We start from the raw sequence: 23,483 nt of genomic DNA, 5'->3' as shown, positions 1-23,483 counted from the left end.
TCCGTCAATGTGAAACCGGGCACTTGCCGGTGTAGTCAACCTGCCAATGCTTGATTCCGTTGAGCCAGCCCGACCGTAGCCGCTCCGGCGCCGCGATCGGCTTCAGGTCCGGCATGTGATCGGCGACAGCGTTGAAGATCAGGTTGATGGTCATCCGAGCCAAGTTAGCGCCGATGCAGTAGTGCGCACCCGTACCGCCGAATCCGACGTGTGGGTTCGGGTTGCGCAGGATGTTGAAGCTGAACGGGTCTTCGAACACCTCTTCATCGAAGTTGGCCGAACGGTAGAACATCAGCACCCGCTGGCCCTTCTTGATCTGCACGCCGCTGAGCTCGTAGTCCTCCAGCGCGGTGCGCTGGAACGAGGTCACCGGAGTCGCCCATCGCACGATCTCGTCGGCCGCGGTCTCCGGACGCTCCCGCTTGTAGAGCTCCCACTGCTCGGGGTTGTCGGCGAACGCCATCATCCCCTGGGTAATCGAGTTGCGGGTGGTCTCGTTGCCGGCAACGGCCAGCATCACCACGAAGAACCCGAACTCATCGTCGGAAAGCTTTTCACCGTCGATGTCGGCCTGGATCAGCTGAGTCACGATGTCGTCGCCGGGGTTCTTGGCCTTTTCTTCGGCCATCTTCATCGCGTAGCCGATCAACTCCACCGAGGAGGCCTTCGCGTCGATATGCGCGAACTCGGGGTCCTCGGTGCCGGTCATTTCGTTGGACCAGTCGAACAGCTTGCCGCGATCTTCCTGTGGAATGCCGAGCAAACCCGCGATCGCCTGCAGGGGCAGCTCACACGACACCTGCTCGACAAAGTCGCCCGACCCCGCGGCCGCCGCCGCCTTCGCGATGTTCTGGGCGCGGTCGTTGAGCTCGTCGTGCAGACGTCCGATCGCCCGGGGGGTGAAACCACGCGAGATGATCTTGCGCAGCCGGGTGTGGTGCGGCGCATCCATGTTCAGCATGACGAAGCGCTGGACGTCGATGTCCTCACGCGCGATGTCGTTCTTGAACCTGGGGATCACCCCGTTTTCGTAGCTCGAGAACACGTCGCTGCGCCGAGACACTTCCTTGACGTCCTTGAGCTTGGTAATCGCCCAGAAGCCGCCGTCGTGAAAACCGCCGCCCTGGCCAGGAAGTTGTTCGTCCCACCAGATGGGCTCAGAGGATCGCAGCTCGGCAAACTCTTCGACAGGCAACCGCTCGGCGTAAATGTCGGGGTCGGTGAAGTCGAACCCAGGCGGAAGGCTGGGGCAAGGCACGCTAGTTCTCCTTAGTGACGAATCCCTCTTGCGGGGCGCGTCTGGCGCCCCCAGGACACTAGTTGTCCTAGTGATGCTCTATTGCCAGTAAAACATGGCTTCACCGCTGACAAAAGGCAGCGAACCATCGTCGCTTGTCAGAGTAATGAAACGTGTTCTAGCCTGACCACATGGGTAACCCGGTAATCGTAGAGGCGACGCGCAGTCCAATCGGCAAGCGCAACGGATGGCTGTCAGGCCTGCACGCCACCGAGTTGTTGGGGGCGGTTCAGAAGGCATTGGTGCACAAGGCCGGGCTCTCGTCGGGTCTACAACCCGGAGATGTCGAACAGGTCATCGGCGGTTGCGTGACGCACTTCGGGGAGCAGTCCAACAACATCAGCCGAGTGGCGTGGCTGACCGCCGGCCTTCCCGATCATGTCGGCGCCACCACTGTCGACTGCCAGTGCGGCAGCGGCCAGCAAGCCAACCATTTGATCGCCGGCCTGATCGCGATCGGGGCCATCGACATCGGCATTGCCTGCGGGATCGAGGCGATGAGCCGGGTGGGCCTGGGCGCCAACGCCGGGCCGGACCGCTCCGCAATCCGGGCCAAGTCCTGGGACATCGACATGCCGAACCAGTTCGAGGCCGCCGAGCGCATCGCCAAGCGCCGCGGGATCACCCGCGAAGACATCGACGCGTTCGGACTCGAATCCCAGTTGCGCGCCAAGCGCGCCTGGGACGAACACCGCTTTGATCGCGAAATCTCACCGATCGAGGCCCCAGTGCTCGATGAGGAGAAGCAGCCCACCAGCGAGCTGCACATGGTCTCTCGGGACCAGGGTCTGCGCGACACCACCATGGCGGGCTTGAGTGAGCTCAAGCCGGTAATGGAGGGCGGCATTCACACCGCGGGCACGTCATCGCAGATTTCTGACGGCGCGGCCGCCGTGTTGTGGATGGACGAGGAAAAGGCCAGGGCACTCGGTTTGCGCCCACGCGCCCGCATCGTCAGTCAGGCGCTCGTGGGCGCCGAGCCGTACTACCACCTGGACGGGCCGGTGCAGTCGACGGCAAAGGTGCTCGAGAAGGCCGGGATGAAGATGGGCGACATCGACATCGTGGAGATCAACGAGGCTTTCGCATCGGTGGTGCTGTCCTGGGCGCGGGTTCACGAACCCGAGATGGCCAAGGTCAACGTCAACGGCGGCGCGATCGCCCTGGGCCACCCGGTGGGATGCACCGGCAGCCGGTTGATCACCACCGCACTGCACGAGCTGGAACGCACCGACCAGAGCACCGCGCTGATCACCATGTGCGCGGGCGGAGCCCTGTCCACCGGCACCATTCTCGAGCGAATCTAGCCGTTCGGTGCGTGTCTCCGACGATCGTCGCATCGAGGCCGCGCAGGCCTACATCGACGCGCTGGTCACCCATGACGCCGCGGTGGTGCCGTTCGCGGCCGGCTGCACCCGGATCGAACAAGGCATTCGAAACGGGTTCTCCGGCAATCACCCGCGGCGCGGCCTCAATCGTGGACCGCAGTACCGGGTGATCGCCGATACGACGCCGCCGGACTACCGCATCGTCGGCGATCGGGTGCATGCGGAGTACGACGTGTTGACCAAGGCCGTTTTCGGGAGCCGCCGTATCGCCTCACGGGTAAACGAAACCTTCGTCATTCCCGCTGAGAGTCCGAGCGGCAAGGCCGAGATCCAGCACATCAACGTCCGTTTCCGCCCATTCATTCAGCGATAGCGTGAGGGCACCGGCCGCCGAATGACCCGCGCCGTCAGCCACCAGCGACCTTAGGATGTTGTCATGCCGAAATCACCTCCGCGGTTTCTGAATTCGCCCTACACCGACTTCTTCATCAAGTGGATGTCGCGCATCAACACCTTCATGTACCGCCGCAACGGCGGTGAGGGCCTGGGCGGCGCCTTCCAGAAGATTCCCGTCGCGCTACTGACCACTACCGGCCGCAAGACCGGCGAGCCGCGGGTTAGCCCGCTGTATTTTCACCGCGACGGCGATCGGGTGATTGTCGCTGCGTCCAAAGGTGGTTCGGCAAAAAACCCGATGTGGTACCTCAACCTCAAGGCCAACCCCAAGGTGGGGGTGCAGATCAAAAAGGAAGTGCTCGACCTGACCGCGCGAGACGCCACCGACGAGGAGCGCGCCCGGTACTGGCCGAAGTTGGTGGACATGTATCCCTCCTATGAGGACTACCAGTCCTGGACCGACCGGACGATTCCGATCGTCGTCTGCGAGCCCTAGCCCGAGAAGAACGCCCGACGCTTGAATCGGTGTGGCCGGCGATGACTAGGCGCCGTACACCGGAACCGATGGCCTTGACTTGGCCAGCAGGTCGGCCACCACAAGGCGCAGCTCGGCGGGATCCCACTTGGCACCTTTGTCGACCTCGGGTCCGTGCGCCCAGCCTTCGGCTACCCGGATCACGCCGCCCTCGACCTCGAAGACCTTCCCCGTCACGGCACCGGCTTCGGCGCTGGCCAGCCATACCACCAGCGGGGAGACGTTCTCCGGAGCCATCGCGTCAAAACCCTCGTCGGGTTTGGCCATCATCTCCGCAAAGACCGTTTCGGTCATGCGGGTGCGGGCCGCGGGCGCGATCGCGTTGACGGTGACCCCGTAGCGCCCCATCTCGGCCGCGCCGACGAGCGTCAACGCCGCGATACCGGCCTTGGCGGCGCTGTAGTTGGCCTGCCCGACACTGCCTTGCAGTCCCGCACCGGAACTGGTGTTGATGATCCGTGCGTCAACGGCCTTGCCCGCCTTGGAAAGCCCGCGCCAATACGACGCCGCATGTCGCATGGTGGCAAAGTGGCCCTTGAGGTGCACGGCGATGACGGCGTCGAATTCTTCCTCGCTGGTGTTGGCCATCATCCTGTCGCGCACGATGCCGGCGTTGTTGACCAGAACGTCCAGGCCACCGAACGTATCGACGGCGGTCGAAATCAGGTCGGCCGCCTGCTGCCAGTTCGATACGTCGGATCCATTCGCGACGGCTTCGCCACCGGCCGCGGTGATCTCGTCGACCACACCGTGAGCCGCGCTGCCGCCACCGGCGGGCGAACCGTCCAGGCCCACCCCGATGTCGTTGACCACCACACGCGCACCTTCGGCCGCGAAAGCGAGCGCGTGTGCGCGCCCAATCCCGCCACCCGCTCCGGTGACGATGACGACCCGTCCGTCGAGCAGGCCCATACTCGTTGCTCCTCTTCTCGTTATTTGTTGGCGCTGGATGCAGCCAGATACGGCGGCGGCTCGCCGCCGCCGTGCACCTCGAGCGTGGCGCCACTAATATGGGATGCCAGATCGGAAGCCAGAAACGCTGCGGCCCAGCCGATGTCCGCCGGTTGCGCCAGCCGCCCCAACGGGACGGTGGCGGCCACCCGGGCGATCGATTCGGCGTCGCCGTAGAACAATTCCGACTGCTCGGTCGCCACCATGCCGACCACCAGCGCGTTCACCCGGATCTTGGGCGCCCATTCGACCGCCAGCGTGCTGGTGAGGCTCTCAAAGCCGGCCTTGGCCGCGCCGTAGGCGGCCGTGCCCGGCGTCGGACGACGCCCGCTGACGCTGCAGACGTTGACGATCGACCCGCCAGTTGGCTGTTCTTGCATCAGCCCATAGGCATGCTGCGAAACCAGTAGCGGCGCAAGTAGATTGAGTTCAACTATTTTGCTGTGGAACCTGGGGGTGGCCTCGGCCGCCAACGCGTAGGGCGACCCTCCCGCGTTGTTGACCAGCACATCGAGCCGTCCGTGCCGTTCGGCGATGGACCCCATCAGCCGCTTGACCGAGTCTTCGTCGCGGATATCGCAACAGTGAAACTCATGAGGCGAGTTCTCGACAGCCCGGCGCGCACAGGTGATCACCGTCGCGCCCTGCTCCGCAAAGACCGAGCTGATACCGGCGCCTACGCCGCGCACGCCGCCGGTTACCAGAACTACCCGGCCGACCAGTCCGAGGTTGATGGCTTGGGCTGCTTCGGCGCGGGTCACTGCGCAATCGTACCAAGCAAGTGCTTGCTTAGGTACCCAACCCCGTGCGGGAAGACTCGAGTGGCGGTCAGGTCCACCACCGCCGAGCCCTACGGCGCGTGGGGGCCAAGCCCGCCGCTGCCGCCTTTGCCGCCCAAACCACCGATCGGCGGGATGTCGGGTGGCTCGCCGGGCAGACCGTCGAATCCGGCCCCGCCGTGTTGGTACATCACGCTATTGATGTAGAGGTCACCGCCGTCGCCGCCGTTACCGCCATCGCCACCCCGCGCCGGTGGGATGAGACCGGATCCGTATGCGCCTCGGCCCCCGTTGCCGCCGTCGCCACCCCACCCGGCGTTGCCGCCGTAGGCGTCGCCGCCGCGACCACCGTCACCGCCGTCACCGCCCACTCTGCCGAAAAGCCGAAGTGTTGTTGGGCCGCTCCCGCCGTTGCCACCGTCACCGCCGTCACCACCGTTGAAACCGCGACCACCATTGCCACCGTTACCGCCCCAACCTTGTGGGATAACTCCATGGTCGGTGGTGGAGCCGTTGCCACCGTTTCCGCCGGCGCCGCCGGTGCCGCCGATTCCGCCGGCACCACCGTGGCCTTTGATGTGTCCGCCATCGCCGCCGATCCCGCCCACACCGCCATTACCGGCATCGCCGGCCCTAAACCCTTGCGCGCCCGGGGTTCCGCCGGGTGAGCCGGGGCCGCCGGCCCCGCCGATGCCGCCGGTTCCGCCGGTACCGCCGTTGCCGTAGTCCCCGGCATTGCCGCCCTTGCCGCCGGGCCCGCCATCGCTGCCCCGCCCGCCGGGCGCTCCGGTGGCCCCGGGGCCACCATCGCCGCCACGGCCACCGTCACCGATCCCGCGGGCATCCCCACCCGGACCACCCGCGCCACCGGCCACGGTGGGGTCAAACGAAGCCGCCCCGGGACTACCCGGCCCGCCATCACCGAACACCAAACCCCCATCACCACCGGCCCCGCCGGCCATCATGGCCACACCCGAGTTAGCCCACCCGGCCCCACCGGCACCACCAGCACCGATCAACCCCGCATCCCCACCACGGCCGGCCGCACTGGTGGCCGTGGCCGCCGCCCCCGGGCCGCCATCACCGAACAACCACCCCCCGGCCTGTTCGGCACCACCATCGACACCCGCGACCCCCGCCGCCCCGTTGCCGATCAACTCCCGGCCGGTCAACGACTCAAACGGCGCATTGACCAACGGATCGAGCAGCTCACCCGCCGGACTGGCCAGCCAGGCCTGCCCCAGCGTTTGCACCGGCTCCGCCAACACCTGAAACTGCCCATCGGCCACCGCCGCCGCCGCCGCGGCGGTCTCGGTCTCCAGATAGGCGGTCCTGGCCGCATCCAGGATCTGCACGAAACGCTGATGGAACTGCTCCAACTGGGCGCCGAAGAGCTGGTAGTCCTGCCCCAGACCGCGGAACAACCCCACCACCGCCACCGACACCTCATCACCACCGGCGGGCACCATCGTGGTGGTCGCCGCCGCCGCGGCCGCGTTGGCCACCCCGATCGAGGACCCGATACGCGCTAAATTCCCCACCCCGTCGGCCACCACCTGCGGGGCCACCCTGACCAACGACACCACACCCACCGCCCCTTCAGCCCACCACACCCAACACCGATCGGCCGACGATATCGACGCAGGTCAACGACCTATCCACGAATCACCAAGATCACCACAACACGAAAAACACCCACCGGCGCACCACCGCGCCCCCCGTCGCAGCCCACCCACCACCGACTGCACCACCACCCCCCAACCACACCCCACAACGTCTCACCCATGAGAAACACGAGCACCCGCTTGGCCCCCTGTCGATGGCCTTGGCCGCTGCGAAGCGTGTCGCTGTGCTATCGTCCCAAGCAAGTGCTTGCTTAGGTAGCCCACCCCATCAGGAAGTCCCCAGTGACAATCACGTCCACCACCGCTGAACCGGGGATCGTTGCGATCACCGTCGACTATCCGCCGGTCAACGCCATCCCATCGCGCGGTTGGTTCGAACTCGCCGCCGCCCTGACGGCCGCCGTAGCCGACCTGGAAACCCGAGCGGTGATCCTGCGGGCCGAGGGCCGCGGCTTCAACGCCGGCGTAGACATCAAGGAAATGCAGCGCACCGAAGGCTTCACGGCGCTGATCGACGCGAACCGTGGCTGCTTTGCGGCCTTCCGCGCGGTATACGAATGCGCGGTGCCGGTGATCGCCGCGGTCAATGGGTTCTGCGTTGGCGGGGGCATCGGATTGGTCGGCAACTCCGATGTCATCGTCGCCTCCGAGGACGCCACCTTCGGTTTGCCGGAGGTGGAGCGGGGCGCGCTCGGCGCCGCAACCCACCTCTCCAGGTTGGTTCCACAACATTTGATGCGGCGGCTGTTCTTCACCGCCGCCACCGTGGATGCCGCCACCTTGCACCACTTTGGCTCGGTGCACGAGGTGGTGCCCCGCGCCGAACTCGACGAATCCGCTTTACGCGTGGCCCGTGACATCGCCGCCAAGGACACCCGCGTTATCCGTGCCGCCAAGGAGGCGCTGAACTTGATTGATGTGCAACGGGTTAACTCCAGCTACCGCATGGAGCAAGGATTTACGTTCGAGCTCAACCTCGCCGGAGTCGCCGACGAGCACCGCGACGCGTTCGTGAAAAAGTCATGAGCAACAAGACAACCACCCTCGATGACGCAGTCGGGCATTTGCGCAGTGGAATGACCATCGGCATCGCCGGCTGGGGTTCACGGCGCAAGCCCATGGCCTTCGTGCGGGCCATCCTGCGCTCTGACGTCACCGACCTGACGGTGGTCAGCTGCGGCGGCCCCGACGTCGGACTGCTGTGTTCGGCCGGCAAGGTCAAGCGGGTCTATTACGGGTTCGTCTCATTGGACTCACCCCCCTTCTACGACCCGTGGTTCGCCAAGGCCCGCACCAGTGGTGCCATCGAGGCCCGCGAAATGGACGAGGGCATGCTGCGCTGCGGGCTACAAGCGGCCGCACAACGCCTGCCGTTCCTGCCGATCCGCGCCGGGCTGGGCAGTTCGGTTCCGGACTTCTGGGACGGCGAGCTGGCCACGGTCACCAGTCCCTACCCGGCCCCGGAAGGCGGCCACGAGACCCTGATCGCCATGCCGGCGCTGCGCTTGGACGCGGCCTTTGCGCACCTCAATCTCGGCGACTGCCGTGGCAATGCCGCCTACACCGGGATCGACCCGTACTTCGACGACCTTTTCCTGATGGCCGCCGAGCAGCGCTTCCTCTCGGTGGAGCGCATTGTCACCACCGAGGAACTAGTCAAATCCATACCGCCCCAAGCGATGCTGGTGAACCGGATGATGGTCGACGCGGTGGTGGAGGCCCCCGGCGGCGCCCACTTCACCACCGCCGCGCCCGACTATGGCCGGGACGAGAAATTCCAGCGCCACTACGCCGAAGCGGCGTCGACCGACCAGGGGTGGCAACAGTTCGTGGCCACATATTTGTCCGGCACCGAGGCCGACTATCAGGCAGCGGTGCGCGAGTTTGGAGCGTCATCGTGAGTACCCGGGCCGAGGTATGCGCCGTCGCCTGCGCCGAATTGTTCCGCAACGCCGGTGAAATCATGGTCAGCCCGATGACGAGCATGGCGTCGGTCGGAGCGAGGTTGGCCCGACTCACCTTCTCACCCGACATCCTGCTGACCGACGGGGAAGCCCAGTTGCTGGCCGACACGCCACCTTTGGGCAAGACCGGACCGGTCGAGGGCTGGATGCCCTTTGGCCGGGTCTTCGAGACACTGGCCTGGGGACGCCGGCATGTTGTGATGGGCGCCAATCAGGTTGACCGTTACGGCAATCAGAACATCTCGGCGTTCGGCCCGCTGCAGCATCCGACCCGGCAGATGTTCGGCGTCCGGGGATCGCCCGGCAATACCATCAACCACGCAACCAGCTACTGGGTCGGCAGCCATTCCAAACGAGTGTTCTGCGAGGCCGTCGACATCGTCTCCGGAATCGGCTACGACAAGGTCGATCCCGACAACCCCGCGTTTCGGTTCGTCAACGTCTACCGGGTGGTGTCCAACCTGGGAGTGTTCGACTTCGGCGGACCCGAGCAAACGATGCGGGCCCTGAGTTTGCATCCCGGAGTGTCCCCCGACGACGTTCGGGAAGCCACCTCATTCGAGGTACACGGCCTCGAGGACGCCGAACAAACCAGGACTCCCACCGACGGGGAACTGCAGCTGATCCGCGAAGTCATCGATCCGAAAGAGCTGCGCGATAGAGAGATTCGTTCATGAGATTGCGCACGCCGCTGACCGATCTGGTCGGCGTCGAGCACCCGGTGGTGCAGACCGGGATGGGTTGGGTGGCCGGTGCGCGGCTGGTCTCGGCCACAGCGAACGCGGGGGGCCTGGGAATCCTGGCTTCGGCCACCATGACCTTGGACGAATTGGCCACTGCCATAGGCAAAGTCAAAGCCACCACCGACAAGCCTTTCGGCGTGAACATCCGCGCCGACGCCGCCGATGCGTCGGACCGGGTCGAGTTGATGATCCGCGAGGGTGTCAAAGTCGCATCCTTTGCCCTGGCCCCCAAGCCCGAGCTGATCGCGCGGCTCAAGGAAGCCGGAGCCGTCGTCATACCATCGATCGGCGCGGCCAAGCACGCCCGCAAGGTTGCGGGCTGGGGCGCGGACGCCATGATCGTCCAAGGCGGTGAGGGCGGCGGACACACCGGACCGGTCGCGACGACACTGCTGTTGCCCTCAGTGCTGGACGCCGTCAAGGGCACCGGCATCCCGGTGATCGCGGCAGGCGGTTTCTTCGATGGACGCGGGCTGGCCGCCGCGCTTTCCTATGGCGCGGCAGGCGTGGCAATGGGCACCCGTTTCCTGCTCACCTCGGACTCCACCGTGCCCGACGCGGTGAAGCGACGCTATCTTCAGGCCGCGCTGGATGGCACCGTCGTCACCACCCGGGTCGACGGGATGCCACACCGGGTGCTGCGCACCGGACTGGTCGAGAAATTGGAAGGCGGATCGCGAGCGCGGGGCTTTACCGCCGCGATCCGCAACGCCGCGAAGTTCAAACAGATGTCGCAGATGAGCTGGGCGTCGATGATCAAAGACGGCCTCGCCATGCGACACGGCAAAGAACTGACCTGGTCACAGGTGCTGATGGCGGCCAATACCCCGATGTTGTTGAAGGCCGGTCTGGTCGACGGCAACCCCGAGGCGGGGGTACTGGCATCGGGTCAGGTCGCCGGAATACTCGATGACCTGCCGTCGTGTGCGCAATTGGTCGAGTCGATCGTGCACGACGCCATCGAACATCTACGGGCCGCCGCAGCGCTGGTGGAGTAGTTGACGCGTGTCGACTACGCTTCTTCAGCTATGTCGACCATCGACGCCGTGAACCGAGCGGCACCGGATTCGTCTGCGCATCACACTCTGCCCGATCCTGGCGAGACGGTGCCCAAGCTGGCCCTTCCCACCCTTGGGATCTTCCTGGCCGCACTCGGGTCCTTTGTCCTGACGACGGTCGGCTACATCGACGGTTGGGTCCCGTCCTGGGTGACGATTCCGGTCAACGCCGCGGTGACCTTTGTGATGTTCACCGTCGTGCACGACGCCTCGCATTACTCGGTCAGCGCGGTGCGCTGGGTGAACGGGTTGTTCGGGCGGCTGGCTTTTCTCTTCGTCGGTCCGGTGGTCGCCTTCCCGGCCTTCGGATACATCCACATCCAGCATCACCGCCACTCCAATGACGACGTCGAAGACCCCGACACCTTCGCCTCTCATGGTTCGCCGTGGCTGCTGCCGTTGCGCTGGTCGCTGGTGGAGTACTACTACCTCAAGTACTACATCCCGCGTGCTCGTAGCCGACCGGTCGTCGAGTTTGCCGAGACGCTGTTCATGTTTGCGTTGAGCATCACCGGCTTGACCATTGCGATCGTCACCGGCAATTTCTGGACGTTGGCGGTGGTCTTCTTGATCCCGCAGCGCATCGGACTCACGGTGCTGGCATGGTGGTTCGACTGGCTGCCTCATCACGGGCTGGAGGACACCCAGCGCACCAACCGCTATCGCGCGACCCGCAACCGCGTCGGTGCGGAATGGCTGTTCACGCCGGTGCTGCTGTCGCAGAACTACCACCTGGTACACCATCTGCACCCGTCGGTGCCGTTCTACCGGTACGTGCGCACCTGGAAGCGCAACGAAGAGGCTTACCTGGAACGCAACGCCGCGATCTCCACGGTCTTTGGCCAGCAATTGAATCCGGACGAGTACCGGGAGTGGAAGGAACTCAACGGCAGGCTCGCCAAGCTGTTGCCGGTGCGGATGCCGGCCAGGTCGAGTTCGCCGCACGCGGTGCTGCACCGCATCCCGGTCGCATCGGTGGACCCCATCACCACCGACAGCACGCTGGTGACGTTTGCGGTGCCCGAAGACCTGCAGGACGCCTTCCGCTTCGAGCCGGGCCAACACGTGACGGTCCGCACCGATCTTGGCGGGCAGGGCGTCCGTCGCAACTACTCGATCTGCGCTCCGGCCACTCGGGCCCAGCTGAGGATCGCCGTCAAACACATTCCGGGCGGCGCGTTTTCGACTTTTGTGGCCAGCGACCTCAAGGCCGGCGATGTGCTGGAGCTGATGACGCCGACCGGCCAGTTCGGCACGCCATTGAATCCGTTGGAGCGCAAGCACTACGTCGGACTGGTGGCCGGCAGCGGGATCACACCGGTGTTGTCGATCCTTGCGACCACGCTCGAGATCGAAGCCGAAAGCCGGTTCACCCTGATCTACGGGAATCGCACCAAGGAATCCACGATGTTCCGGGCCGAGCTGGACCGTCTCGAGTCACGCTATGCCGACCGGCTGGAGATCCTGCACGTGATGTCCAACGAGCCGCTGCACACCCCAGAGCTACGCGGACGCATCGACACGGAGAAGCTCAACAGGTGGCTGACGAGCAACCTGTCCCCAGAAACGGTGGATGAGTGGTTCATCTGCGGACCAATGGAAATGACCACCACGGTGCGTGACTCGTTGATCGAGCACGGGGTCGACACGGAGCACATTCACCTGGAGCTGTTCTTCGGTTACAACACAGCACCGGCGACCGATCACGGGTACGAGGGCGCAACCGTGACCTTCACCCTGTCCGGGCGGCAGGACACCTTCGATCTGACCCCCGGAGACTCGATCCTGGAGGGCGCGCTACAGCGGCGCAGCGATGCACCCTACGCCTGCATGGGCGGAGCGTGCGGCACCTGCCGAGCCAAACTCATCGAAGGCAACGTGGAGATGGACCACAACTTCGCGCTTGGTCAGGCCGAACTCGACGCGGGTTACATCTTGACGTGTCAGTCGCACCCGACCACACCGTTCGTGGCAGTCGACTACGACAGCTAAGGCGCCCATCGCGCCGGACGCAACCGGCGCGATAGGACACCGCGGCGGGCCGTCGGTCGGGTGGTCCACACCCGGACGCCAGCGGGCTACGTCCCGTTAATCCCGTCCGGGCCGAGTAGACCACCGCTGCCGCCGGTGCCACCGGTGCCGGCTGTCACGCCGGTTCCGCCGTTGCCGCCGTTACCGCCAGCGCCGAACAACCCCACGTCGCCGCCGTCGCCGCCGTCGCCGTTGGTCCAACCGTCCCCGCCGGCACCACCGTTGCCGGCGTTGCCCACCCATCCGGCCCCGCCGCCGTCGCCGCCGGCACCCGCGACCGTGCCCCCGGTACCGACGGCACCACCGATACCGCCGGCACCACCGCTGCCGAACAGGCCACCCGCGTTACCACCGGCACCACCGGCACCACCGTTGTTAACGCTGCTGGACGTCGAAATCCCGCCAGCACCACCGGCGCCACCGCCACCACCGAACAGCAAGCCCCCACTACCGCCAGCCCCACCGGCACCACCAGCGCCGTCGGCGGTGTTGTCCAAAAAGCCGACAGCGCCAGCCCCGCCGGCCCCACCGCCCCCACCATTACCGCCCAGCAGCCCACCGGCACCACCAGTCCCACCGGCACCCCCATCACCGAGACCACTGGCACCGCCGGCACCACCGGCACCACCAAGACCAAACCCGAGGGCACTACCAGCACCGCCAACACCACCATCGCCGCCAATACCGCCGGCACCCCATGCACCATTACCGCCAACACCACCAACACCGAACAACGCGCCACCGGCCCCACCAACACCACCGGCCCCACCCGTGCCGAACCCACTAGCGCCACCGAACCCACCGGCCCCGCCGAAACCGATCAACCCAACCCCACCACCAGCACCACCGTCACCGCCGCCAGCACCCGCAGACAACGGGCCACTAAACCCTCCCGTACCACCATTGCCGCCAAGACCGATCAGCAGACCGCCACGCCCCCCGGCACCACCCTGACCACCAAACGACAGACCAGGGTCGGTCGGGAACCCGACGCCGGTACCACCCACGCCACCAGCCCCACCGACACCGAACAGCCCCGTATCGCCACCAACACCGCCGGCACCACCAGGCCCACCCGCCCCGGTACCACCGACCCCGCCGGCGCCGCCATCCCCGCCGAACAGGCCGCCACCACCACCAGCACCGCCGATCCCACCGGCACCGGCCCCACCTTGCCCGCCCCGCGCACCGGCCCCACCGGACCCCCACAACAAACCACCATCACCGCCGGCACCAGCATTGCCGCCAACACCGGAGAAGCCGGTGCCACCAGTCCCGCCTATGCCACCAACACCGAACAATCCGGCATCACCGCCGTCGCCGCCGATCCCACCCGAGGGGCCCTGACCAAACCCGCCGAACCCGCCGCTGCCGCCGATCCCCAACAACCACCCGCCGCGCCCGCCGTCTCCGCCGGCCCCGCCCACGCTGACCTGGCCAATCTCCAAGCCATTCGTGCCGCCCGCACCACCGGTGCCACCAGCACCACCGGTGCCGAATATCCCGGCAGCACCACCACTACCGCCGACCCCACCGGCATTGGCGCCCGAACCACCAAAACCACCGGCCCCACCATCGGCGAAGGACAAGACGCCCGAGCCACCGCCCGCACCACCGGCACCGCCAACACCCAAAGTGCCGATACCACCCGTGCCACCAACACCACCGGTGCCAAACAGCCACGCGCTCCCACCAGCCCCGCCAGCACCCCCGTTAAAGGCCCCGATGCCCCCGATACCACCAGCACCACCGCTACCGATCAGCCATCCCCCAGCCCCACCAGCCCCACCCACGGTACCGTTATTCCCAAACAGATCGGTGTTACCACCAGCACCCCCGGCACCACCATTACCGATCAGTCCCGCATTGCCACCGGCCCCACCGTTTTGACCATCCGCGCCCGACCCCCGGCACCACCATTACCGAACAACAGCCCACCGTCGCCGCCGTTCTGGCCGGTCCCCGGGGCCCCGTTGGCGCCGTTGCCGATCAACGGGCGCCCCAGCAGCGCCTGGGTGGGCGCATTTACCAGGTCGTATAGGGCTTGGAGCGGAGCGATGCTCGCCGCCTCGGCGTTCGCGTATGACGCCGCACCCGAATTCAGCGCCTGCACGAACTCTTGATGAAACGCCGTCACATGGGAGCCGAGCGCCTGATACGCCTGGGCGTGCGCACCGAACAACGCTGCGATGGCCGCCGACACCTCATCGGCACCTGCCGCCAGTATCTGGGTCGTGGGAACCGCCGCCGATACGTTAGCGGCGCTGAGCGCGGACTCGATGCCCGCCAAGTCCGCGGCCGCCGACTGCATGAGCTCGGGCGCTGCGATGAGATAGGACATCTGAGCCTCCCAATACGTGTCGACACACGCGCTCTTCCATCCGACGATCGCGCAGTCACGTCAATTGGACAGAAAAACAGTAGCAACAGGCATGAATAATCGTCTGGTATTGCGCAGGACGCGCCACACCGAAAATCCCGATGCCAGAGGACTCACCGCGCGAGCCGCAGAGGTCCACCCTTCGCAGCCCGAAACGCCGGCCGCTATAGCCGCTCGATGATCGTGACGTTGGCGGTGCCCCCGCCTTCACACATCGTCTGTAGCCCGTAACGCCCACCGACCCGGTCGAGTTCATTGAGCATGGTGGTGAACAGCTTGGCCCCGGTGGCACCCAGCGGATGACCGAGAGCGATGGCACCGCCGTTGGGGTTGACCTTCTCGGGATCGGCCTTGATTTCCTTGAGCCACGCCAAAACCACCGGCGCGAATGCCTCATTGATCTCTACCGTGGCGATGTCATCGATGGACAGGCCGGTCTTTTCCAGCGCATGGCGGGTCGCCGGGATGGGGCCGGTGAGCATGAACACCGGGTCGGCGGCGCGCGCACTGATGTGGTGGATGCGAGCGCGCGGAGTCAGGCCGTGATCCTTGACCGCCTGTTCGGAAGCCAGCAGCACCGCGCTGGCACCGTCGGAGATCTGGCTGGCCATCGCGGCGGTAAGCCGTCCCCCCTCGACCAGGGTCTTCAAGCCAGCCATCTTCTCCAGCGATGACTCGCGCGGCCCTTCGTCGACCCGGAAGGGCCCGGATTCCGTTTCCACACTAAGGATTTCGTTATCGAAGCGGCCACCCCTGATCGCCGCGAACGCACGCGCGTGGCTGGTCAGCGCATACTGCTCCATCTCTTCACGCGACAAATTCCACTTCTCGGCGATCATCTCCGAACCGCGGAACTGAGAGATCTCCTGATCCCCGTACCGGTGCAGCCACTGCTTGGATTCGTTGGTCGGCGAGCTAAAGCCGAATTGTTCACCGACGATCATTGCCGACGAGATCGGGATCTGGCTCATGTTCTGCATGCCACCGGCAACGATGAGGTCGGCCGTTCCGGACATGATCGCTTGCGCACCAAAGGAGATCGCCTGCTGGCTGGAGCCGCATTGGCGGTCCACGGTGACACCTGGCACTTCTTCGGGATATCCCGCCGCAAGCCAGGACAACCGTGCGATATTGCCGGCCTGACCGCCGATGGCATCGACACAGCCCGCGATCACGTCGTCGACCGCGGCCGGGTCGACGTCAACTCGATCCAGCAGTCCCCGCCACCCCAAGGCACCCAGGTCGACGGGATGTACCCCCGCCAACGCTCCGCCACGCTTGCCCACCGCGGTACGTACAGCGTCGATGACGTAGGCCTCCGGCATTTTCAGACTCCTTCTTTCTGGATCCCGCCCAGCACAATGGCGAGATACTTCTGCCCGACCTGCTGCGCGGTCAGCGCTCCGCCAGGTTTGTACCAGCGCACCGACACCCAGGTGGTGTCGCGGATGAACCGGTAGACCAGGTCCACGTCGAGGTCGGGCCGGAAGTAGCCCTCCTCAATGCCCTGATTGAGCACGTCTACCCACATCTTGCGCTGCTCTTTGTTGCGATCCTCCAGGTAGGAAAACCGGGGCTGTGAAGACAGCCGTTGGGCCTCGTCCTGGTAGATGACCACTTGAGCGTGCCGATGTTCGATGGCCTCGAACGACGCCAGGAACAGGCCCTTGAGCCGCTCCAGCGGGTTGGGTTCACCATCGACGATCTCGAGGTAGCGAGCGAAGAGCCAGTCCAGAAACTCGCGCAACAGCTCGTCGACCATTTCCTCTTTGGAGGCGAAATGGTGATAGAGGCTGCCGGACAGGATGCCGGCTCCGTCGGCGATGTCACGGACGGTGGTGGCGCGCAGACCGCGCTCGGCGAACATCACCGCGGCGAGCCCCAATAACTCTCCTCGGCGGCTGTTAGCCTGACCGGTCATTCGTTCCACCCGATCAGCGTATCAACCAAGCGCTTGCTCGGCCAATGTGACTAAAGACCTCAATATCAGCGAAACGCACTATCCCCGCCTGACCACCGTCGTAGCATCTGCGCCGGAACACTCCAATTCGATTTCGGCACTGGCCGCATCGGGGGGCGGCGAGGCCACTGGCAGGAGGTCAGCCATGGTCAGTTTTCCGATGTTGCCCCCGGAGATCAATTCGCTGCGAATGTTCAACGGTGCGGGTTCTACGCCGATGCTGCAGGCGTCGGCGGCCTGGAATGGCCTCGCCGAGGAGTTGGGCGCCGCGGCGGATTCGTTTTCCGCTGTGACCTCCGGCCTGGCCGGACAGGCTTGGCAAGGCGCGGCATCGGCGGCTATGACGGCCGCGGCCAGCCCCTATGCGGGGTGGTTGAGTGCGGCGGCGGCGCGGGCCGCCGGCGCGGCCGGCCAAGCCCAGGCGGTAGCCAGCGCATTCGAGGCGGCGCGGATGGCGATGATCCATCCGCTGGCCGTGGCGGCCAACCGGAATGTGTTTGTGCAGTTGGTGCGGTCGAACTTCTTCGGGTTCAATGCGCCGGCGATCATGGCAGCCGAGTCACAGTACGAAGAGATGTGGGCCGCAGACGTGGCCGCGATGACCGGCTACCACTCCGGCGTGTCGGCGGCGGCGGCAAGTTTGAATCCCTTCCAGCAGTTGTTGCAGGCGCTGCCGAACATAGGGCTCGGCAATAAGGGCGGCACCGGGAACATCGGCAGCGGAAACACCGGCAGCACCAACATCGGCAACGGAAACACCGGCAGCTCCAACTTCGGCGGCGGCAACGTCGGCAGCAACAACATCGGCGATGGGAACCTGGGCAGCGGCAACTGGGGCAGCGGCAACCTCGGCAACGAAAACATCGGTTTCGGAAACACTGGCAACCCGCTCACCAGCTCTAATCCGGGCATCAACTTCGGGTTGGGCAACTGGGGCAACGGGAACTTCGGCATCGGTAACCGCGGCGACCTCAACGTTGGCGCCGGCAACAGCGGTGACGGGAACCTGGGCTTTGGACTTACCGGCGACAATCTGGTCGGCTTCGGGAATGCCTACTACGACTCGACAACCGGTCAGTTCACGTTCAATGGACTGAACTCGGGCACCGGGAATTTCGGAATCGGCAACTCGGGTACGAACAATATCGGCTTCTTCAACTCCGGTAATGGAAACTTCGGCGTCTTCAATGCGGGCCTCTCGTCCACTAGCGCCTTCGGCAACTTCGGCGTCGGGAACTCGGGCACCGGCAACGTCGGTTTCGGCAACTCCGACATCGGCAACTTCGGCGTCGGGAACTCGGGTGTCCTCAACACCGGCTTCTTCAACTCGGCCAGTGGCAACACCGGCTTCGGCAACGCGGGCAGCACCAACACGGGCTTCCTGAATTCGGGCGACGTGAACACCGACATCGGTTCCACCGCCGACACCGGCGACACGAACTCGGGCTTCAACAATACCGGGAGCAATGTCTCGGGCTTCTTCAACACTGCCACCGGAACGTTTGCCGGCGACATCTCGGGCATGTTCAACCAGGCCAGCGGCGGCACCGTAAACGGCATCATCTCCGGCATCGGGAATACCGGCGTCGCGGACAGCCTCCCCGGGATTGCCGGCAACCTCACGGGGTTGTTCAACACGGGCAGCAATATGTCGGGCGTGTTCAGCCTGGAAGAACTGCTGAAACAGCTAGCGGGGTAACCGATCCGGCCGTCCCGGCGCCCAAGATCGGGCTTCGGGCACATTTGCCAGTGATGCGGCCGCGACAACCCGATCAGGGGTGCTGACTGGAGACCGAAATCACCTCTCCGGTCAGATAGCTCGAGTACTCGCTGGCCAGAAACGCGATGGTGGCCGCCACTTCCCACGGTTCGGCGGCGCGTCCGAACGCCTCGCCGGCGGACAGCCGGTCGAGCAGCTCGGCAGAGGTGGTCTTGTCCAGGAACTTGTGCCGGGCGATGCTAGGTGACACCGCATTGATCCGCACCCCATACTCCGCGGCTTCTATTGCGCTACAGCGAGTTAACGCCATGACGCCGGCCTTCGCCGCGGCGTAGTGCGACTGCGAGTGCTGTGCCCGCCAGCCCAACACGCTGGCATTGTTGACGATCACTCCACCATGCGGCGCCTCACGGAAGTAGCGAAGTGCGGCTCGAGTGGCCCGGAACACCGATGTGAGCGTCACGTCCAGGACGCGATCCCACTCGTCGTCGGTCATATCGGCCACCGGGGTCTGCCCGCCCAACCCGGCGTTGTTGACCAACACGTCAAGGCGGCCCATGCGGGCGGTGGTCGAGTCGATCAGCGCGTCGACCTGTGCGGTGGAACTCACGTCGCACAGCACGCTTTCGACCCGGCCCAGTCCCAGCGCGGACAGTTCGGCGGCGGTTTCGCCGAGCCGTCGCTCGTGGTGGTCGGAAATCACCACGTCGGCGCCTTCGGCCAGGGCACGGCGCGCCGTCGCCGAACCGATGCCGGTGCCGGCCGCCGCGGTCACCACCACGACCTTGTCAGCCAAAAGGCCGTGTCCGGCAATTTCTTTCGGTGCTTCAGACAAGCTCATCCCTTGGCCTCCCGGGGCAGGCCGAGCACCCGCTCGGCAATGATGTTGCGCTGAATCTCGTTGGATCCGCCGTAGATCGTGTCAGCGCGGGTGAACAAGAACAGCCGCTGCCATTCATCGAACTCGCCGTCGGCCAGCGTCAAGCCCGGCTTGCCGATCACATCCATCGCCAGTTCGCCGAGACTGCGATGCCAGTTGGCCCACAGCAACTTCGAAACGTTGTCCTGGCCGGGCTGCTCAACATCCATGGTGGCCAGGGCATACGAACGCATTGCCCGTAGTCCGGTCCACGCCCGGGTCAGGCGTTCCCGGATGAACGGATCGTCGGCGGCGCCGGTGCGCCGCGCGAGAGCGGCCAGATCGGAAAGCTCACGGGCATAGACGATCTGCTGCCCCAGCGTCGAGACGCCCCGCTCGAAGGTCAGCGTGCCCATCGCGACGCGCCAGCCGTCACCCGGTGCGCCGACCACCAAGTCAGCATCGGTGCGGGCGTCGTCGAAGAACACCTCATTGAACTCCGCGGTACCGGTGATCTGGACGATCGGCCGGATCTGCACGCCGGGCTGATCCAGCGGGACCAGCAGATACGACAGCCCGGCATGGCGTTTGGAGCCCTTCTCGGTTCGCGCGACCACGAAGCACCACTGCGAAAGATGAGCCAGCGACGTCCATACCTTCTGGCCGTTGATTACCCATTGATCACCGTCGAGTTCGGCGGTGGTCGCCACATTGGCCAGGTCACTACCGGCGCCGGGCTCGGAATACCCCTGGCACCACAGCTCGGTGACGTCGAGGATGCGCGGCAGGAAGCGCTGCTGTTGTTCGGGTGTCCCGAAGGCGATCAGCGTTGGCCCGAGCAGCTCTTCACCGAAGTGGTTGACCTTGTCCGGCGCATCCGCGCGCGCGTATTCCTCGTAGAAAGCCACGCGGTGGGCGGTCGAGAGCCCCCGGCCGCCATGCTCGACCGGCCACCCCAGGCAGGTCAGCCCGGCCGCGGCCAGATGCTGGTTCCAGGCCCGGCGTTCCTCGAAAGCCTCGTGTTCACGTCCCGGCCCGCCGAGCCCCTTGAGCGTTGCGAATTCTCCGACCAGATTGGCCGCGAGCCAGCCGCGGACCTCCGCCCGAAACTCCTCGACGTCCTGCATGCCCTGTAGGCTAACCTACCAAGCACTTGCTTTGTTAGCCCCGGCGGTCGCCGCGTGAGGAGGAGCGTCGATGACCAGCGATCCCCGCACCGTGCCCACGGCGCTGGATCGGCTCGTGCGCCGGTTACCCAACCACGATGCACTGGTTACCGACGAGCGCAGCTTCACGGTTTCCGAGCTGAATGACGAGGTTTATCGAGCGGCGGCCGCGCTGATCGAGCTGGGCGTCAAGCCTGCGGCTCGGGTGGGCATCTGGTCGCCCAACACCTGGCACTGGGTGGTGGCTTGCCTGGCGATCCACCACGTCGGCGCGGCAATGGTCCCGCTCAACACCCGCTACACCGCCGACGAGGCCGCCGACATCCTGGCCCGGACCGAGGCGCCCGTGCTGTTCGCGATGGGACACTTCCTCGGCAGCGACCGGGTGGCAGGCCTTGACCGCAAAGCGTTGCCCGCACTGCGGCACATCGTGCGGATACCGATCGAAGAACCCGACGGCACTTGGGACGAGTTCATCGAGACCGGCACCGACACCGGCGCGGTGACCGCCCGCGCCGCCGCGGTCAGCCCCGACGACGTGAGCGACATTCTCTTCACCTCCGGCACCACCGGGCGGGGCAAGGGCGTCCTGTGCGCGCACCGGCAGTCGCTATCGGCCTCGGCGTCTTGGGCAGCCAACGGAAAGATCACCGCCGACGACCGTTACCTGTGCATCAACCCGTTCTTCCACAACTTCGGCTACAAGGCCGGCATCCTGGCCTGCCTACAAACCGGCGCAACATTGTTCCCGCATTTGACGTTTGATCCACTGCGCACCCTGCAGGCGATCGAACGACACCGCATCACCGTGCTGCCCGGCCCGCCGACCATCTATCAGACCCTGCTCGACCACCCCGCGCGCGACGACTACGACCAGAGTTCGCTGCGATTCGCGGTGACCGGAGCGGCCACCGTACCCGTCGTGCTGGTGGAACGCATGCAGTCAGAACTCGATATCGACATCGTGCTGACCGCTTACGGCCTGACCGAGGCAAACGGCATGGGAACCATGTGCCGAGCCGACGACGATGCGCTGACGGTCGCCACCACCTGCGGGCGGCCCTTCGCGGACTTCGAATTGCGGATTGGCCCCGACACCGGGGAAGTGCTGCTGCGGGGCCCCAACGTCATGCTCGGCTATCTCGACGACCCGCGGGCCACCGCCGCCGCGATCGACGCCGACGGCTGGTTACACACCGGAGACATCGGAGTCCTCGATGAGGCGGGCAACCTGCGGATCACCGACCGGCTCAAGGACATGTACATCTGCGGCGGGTTCAACGTCTATCCCGCCGAGGTCGAGCAGGTACTGGCCCGGCTCGACGGTGTCGCCGACGTCGCGGTGATCGGGATTCCGGACCACCGACTGGGCGAAGTGGGCCGGGCGTTCATCGTCGCCCGACCCGGCTTCAATCTCGATGAGAAATCGGTGATCGATTACACCCGTGAACATTTGGCGAACTTCAAGGCACCGCGCTCGGTTCGCTTCGTCGATACGTTGCCCCGCAACGCGGGCGGCAAAGTAGTCAAACCGCAACTGCGAGAGCTGGCCTAAATGGATTTGGATCTTGACGAAGAGACCCTGGCTTTCCAGGGCGAAGTGCGCGAGTTCCTGGCGGCCAACGCCGAGGTCATGCCGACCAAGTCATACGACAATGCGCAAGGCTTCGCCCAGCATCGAGTTTGGGACCGAGTGCTCTTCGACGCGGGCCTGTCGGTGATCACCTGGCCGAAACAGTACGGCGGCCGCGACGCGCCCCTGCTGCACTGGGTGATCTTCGAAGAGGAGTACTTCCGCGCCGGAGCACCGGGCCGGGCCAGCGCCAACGGCACCTCGATGCTGGCCCCCACCCTGTTCGCGCACGGTACCGCCGAGCAGCTAGACCGCATCCTGCTCAAAATGTCCAGTGGCGAACAGATCTGGGCACAAGCCTGGTCGGAGCCCGAATCCGGCAGCGATCTGGCGTCACTGCGATCCACTGCCACCAAGACCGACGGAGGCTGGCTACTCAACGGCCAGAAGATCTGGAGCTCGCGCGCACCATTCGCCGACATGGGATTCGGACTGTTCCGCTCCGACCCGTCAGCACAGCGCCATCGTGGGCTGACGTACTTCATGTTCGACCTGAAGGCCAAAGGGATTACCGTCCGCCCGATCGTCCAACTCGGCGGCGACACCGGCTTTGGTGAAATCTTCCTCGATGACGTGTTCGTGCCCGACCAGGACGTCATCGGTGCACCCAATGACGGTTGGCGCGCGGCGATGAGCACGTCGAGCAACGAGCGAGGCATGTCGCTGCGCAGTCCGGCTCGCTTCATGGCGGCTGCCCAGAAGCTGGTTCAGCTGTGGAAGGACGCCGGCTCGCCCCCCGAGTTCGCCAACCGAGTGGCCGATGCCTGGATCAAGGCGCAGGCCTATCGGCTGCAGACCTTCGGCACCGTGACCAGGCTGGCGGCCGGCGGTGAGTTGGGCGCCGAATCGTCGGTCACCAAGGTGTTCTGGTCCGACCTGGACGTGGATATCCATCAGACCGCGCTCGACATCCGCGGCGCCGACGCCGAGTTGGTCAGCCCGTGGACCGAAGGTCTACTCTTTGCCCTTGGTGGTCCAATTTATGCCGGTACCAATGAAATCCAGCGCAATATCATTTCGGAGCGGCTGCTGGGCCTGCCACGAGAGAAGAAGTGATC

The 23,483-nt window shown here is 65.5% G+C and carries 19 protein-coding genes and 1 pseudogene; 11 read left to right on the top strand and 9 right to left on the bottom strand.

The genetic code is table 11. From position 1 onward, the window contains the following. Window positions 1-4 precede the first annotated feature (4 nt). On the bottom strand, window positions 5-1,258 hold the full coding sequence (locus tag SHTP_RS02060; RefSeq protein ID WP_096369629.1) for a cytochrome P450: 1,254 nt from the start codon (window positions 1,256-1,258) through the stop codon (window positions 5-7). A 170-nt stretch (window positions 1,259-1,428) separates the two neighbouring features. Between SHTP_RS02060 and SHTP_RS02055 the strand changes: the two genes are divergently transcribed. The 3 genes from SHTP_RS02055 to SHTP_RS02045 all read left to right on the top strand — a co-directional run bounded on the left by SHTP_RS02055 (window position 1,429) and on the right by SHTP_RS02045 (window position 3,517). Next, window positions 1,429-2,604 (top strand): steroid 3-ketoacyl-CoA thiolase, encoded by a 1,176-nt coding sequence (locus tag SHTP_RS02055; protein WP_096369628.1) that lies wholly within the window; start codon window positions 1,429-1,431, stop codon window positions 2,602-2,604. A gap of 7 nt (window positions 2,605-2,611) precedes the next feature. Then, complete coding sequence (locus tag SHTP_RS02050; protein WP_096369627.1) at window positions 2,612-2,998, top strand: DUF8021 domain-containing protein; 387 nt, start codon at window positions 2,612-2,614, stop codon at window positions 2,996-2,998. Window positions 2,999-3,061: 63 nt separating this feature from the next. Continuing rightward, on the top strand, window positions 3,062-3,517 hold the full coding sequence (locus SHTP_RS02045; RefSeq protein ID WP_096369626.1) for a nitroreductase family deazaflavin-dependent oxidoreductase: 456 nt from the start codon (window positions 3,062-3,064) through the stop codon (window positions 3,515-3,517). Between the two features lie 45 nt (window positions 3,518-3,562). On the opposite strand, the gene SHTP_RS02040 is transcribed toward SHTP_RS02045, so the two are convergent. The 3 genes from SHTP_RS02040 to SHTP_RS02030 all read right to left on the bottom strand — a co-directional run bounded on the left by SHTP_RS02040 (window position 3,563) and on the right by SHTP_RS02030 (window position 6,869). Then, a complete protein-coding gene (locus tag SHTP_RS02040; protein WP_012396560.1) occupies window positions 3,563-4,468 on the bottom strand; it encodes an SDR family oxidoreductase in 906 nt (301 codons plus the stop codon). Window positions 4,469-4,488: 20 nt separating this feature from the next. Continuing rightward, a complete protein-coding gene (locus SHTP_RS02035) occupies window positions 4,489-5,268 on the bottom strand; it encodes an SDR family oxidoreductase (RefSeq protein ID WP_096369625.1) in 780 nt (259 codons plus the stop codon). 89 nt (window positions 5,269-5,357) lie between these two features. After that, window positions 5,358-6,869, bottom strand: a complete 1,512-nt coding sequence (locus SHTP_RS02030) for a PE family protein (RefSeq protein ID WP_172900497.1) — start codon at window positions 6,867-6,869, stop codon at window positions 5,358-5,360. Between the two features lie 324 nt (window positions 6,870-7,193). Between SHTP_RS02030 and echA20 the strand changes: the two genes are divergently transcribed. Genes echA20 through SHTP_RS02005 form a run of 5 tightly spaced genes read left to right on the top strand, consistent with a single transcriptional unit; the run spans window position 7,194 to window position 12,668 of the window. Further along, the gene (gene echA20, locus SHTP_RS02025) at window positions 7,194-7,937 is read left to right on the top strand and encodes a (7aS)-7a-methyl-1,5-dioxo-2,3,5,6,7,7a-hexahydro-1H-indene-carboxyl-CoA hydrolase (RefSeq protein WP_096369624.1); all 744 of its coding nucleotides are present in this window, start codon (window positions 7,194-7,196) and stop codon (window positions 7,935-7,937) included. Then, the gene (gene ipdA / locus SHTP_RS02020) at window positions 7,934-8,812 is read left to right on the top strand and encodes a cholesterol ring-cleaving hydrolase subunit IpdA (protein ID WP_096369623.1); all 879 of its coding nucleotides are present in this window, start codon (window positions 7,934-7,936) and stop codon (window positions 8,810-8,812) included. The genes echA20 and ipdA overlap by 4 nt, the downstream gene beginning before the upstream one ends. Continuing rightward, complete coding sequence (gene ipdB / locus SHTP_RS02015) at window positions 8,809-9,552, top strand: cholesterol ring-cleaving hydrolase subunit IpdB (protein WP_096369622.1); 744 nt, start codon at window positions 8,809-8,811, stop codon at window positions 9,550-9,552. The genes ipdA and ipdB overlap by 4 nt, the downstream gene beginning before the upstream one ends. After that, a complete protein-coding gene (ipdC, locus tag SHTP_RS02010) occupies window positions 9,549-10,616 on the top strand; it encodes a (3aS,4S,5R,7aS)-5-hydroxy-7a-methyl-1-oxo-octahydro-1H-indene-4-carboxyl-CoA dehydrogenase (RefSeq protein WP_015357402.1) in 1,068 nt (355 codons plus the stop codon). Before ipdB ends, ipdC begins: the two co-directional genes overlap by 4 nt. A 30-nt stretch (window positions 10,617-10,646) precedes the next feature. Continuing rightward, a complete protein-coding gene (locus SHTP_RS02005) occupies window positions 10,647-12,668 on the top strand; it encodes a fatty acid desaturase (protein ID WP_096369621.1) in 2,022 nt (673 codons plus the stop codon). Between the two features lie 86 nt (window positions 12,669-12,754). Here the strand turns inward: SHTP_RS02005 and SHTP_RS29605 are convergent. The 3 genes and pseudogenes from SHTP_RS29605 to kstR2 form a co-directional block, all read right to left on the bottom strand. Then, window positions 12,755-15,048, bottom strand: a pseudogene (locus SHTP_RS29605) (PE family protein). Window positions 15,049-15,251: 203 nt separating this feature from the next. Beyond that, window positions 15,252-16,412, bottom strand: coding sequence for a steroid 3-ketoacyl-CoA thiolase FadA6 (gene fadA6, locus SHTP_RS01995; protein ID WP_012396569.1), 1,161 nt, complete (start codon window positions 16,410-16,412; stop codon window positions 15,252-15,254). A gap of 2 nt (window positions 16,413-16,414) precedes the next feature. Then, window positions 16,415-17,017: a TetR family transcriptional regulator KstR2 gene (gene kstR2, locus SHTP_RS01990; RefSeq protein ID WP_012396570.1), complete on the bottom strand. Its 603-nt coding sequence runs from the start codon at window positions 17,015-17,017 to the stop codon at window positions 16,415-16,417. A gap of 175 nt (window positions 17,018-17,192) precedes the next feature. Here kstR2 and SHTP_RS01985 point away from each other — a divergent pair, with 175 nt between their 5' ends. Continuing rightward, window positions 17,193-18,746: a PPE family protein gene (locus tag SHTP_RS01985; protein WP_096369620.1), complete on the top strand. Its 1,554-nt coding sequence runs from the start codon at window positions 17,193-17,195 to the stop codon at window positions 18,744-18,746. Window positions 18,747-18,819: 73 nt separating this feature from the next. On the opposite strand, the gene ipdF is transcribed toward SHTP_RS01985, so the two are convergent. Both ipdF and ipdE1 read right to left on the bottom strand, forming a co-directional pair. Beyond that, the gene (gene ipdF / locus SHTP_RS01980) at window positions 18,820-19,608 is read right to left on the bottom strand and encodes a (5R,7aS)-5-hydroxy-7a-methyl-1-oxo-2,3,5,6,7,7a-hexahydro-1H-indene-carboxyl-CoA reductase (protein WP_015357411.1); all 789 of its coding nucleotides are present in this window, start codon (window positions 19,606-19,608) and stop codon (window positions 18,820-18,822) included. Continuing rightward, complete coding sequence (ipdE1, locus tag SHTP_RS01975; protein ID WP_012396573.1) at window positions 19,605-20,753, bottom strand: acyl-CoA dehydrogenase IpdE1; 1,149 nt, start codon at window positions 20,751-20,753, stop codon at window positions 19,605-19,607. The genes ipdF and ipdE1 overlap by 4 nt, the downstream gene beginning before the upstream one ends. Window positions 20,754-20,823: 70 nt before the next feature. Here ipdE1 and fadD3 point away from each other — a divergent pair, with 70 nt between their 5' ends. Continuing rightward, entirely contained in the window at window positions 20,824-22,347 is a 1,524-nt protein-coding gene (fadD3, locus tag SHTP_RS01970) for a 3-((3aS,4S,7aS)-7a-methyl-1,5-dioxo-octahydro-1H-inden-4-yl)propanoate--CoA ligase FadD3 (protein ID WP_096369619.1), read from the top strand. Next, complete coding sequence (locus SHTP_RS01965; protein ID WP_096369618.1) at window positions 22,348-23,481, top strand: acyl-CoA dehydrogenase family protein; 1,134 nt, start codon at window positions 22,348-22,350, stop codon at window positions 23,479-23,481. Window positions 23,482-23,483: the final 2 nt, after the last annotated feature.

The organism is Mycobacterium ulcerans subsp. shinshuense, assembly GCF_002355775.1.
In the GTDB taxonomy this organism is placed as follows: domain Bacteria; phylum Actinomycetota; class Actinomycetes; order Mycobacteriales; family Mycobacteriaceae; genus Mycobacterium; species Mycobacterium marinum.
The sequence above is the reverse complement of the archived record's forward strand: the minus strand, read 5'-3'. Positions and strand labels throughout refer to the sequence as shown.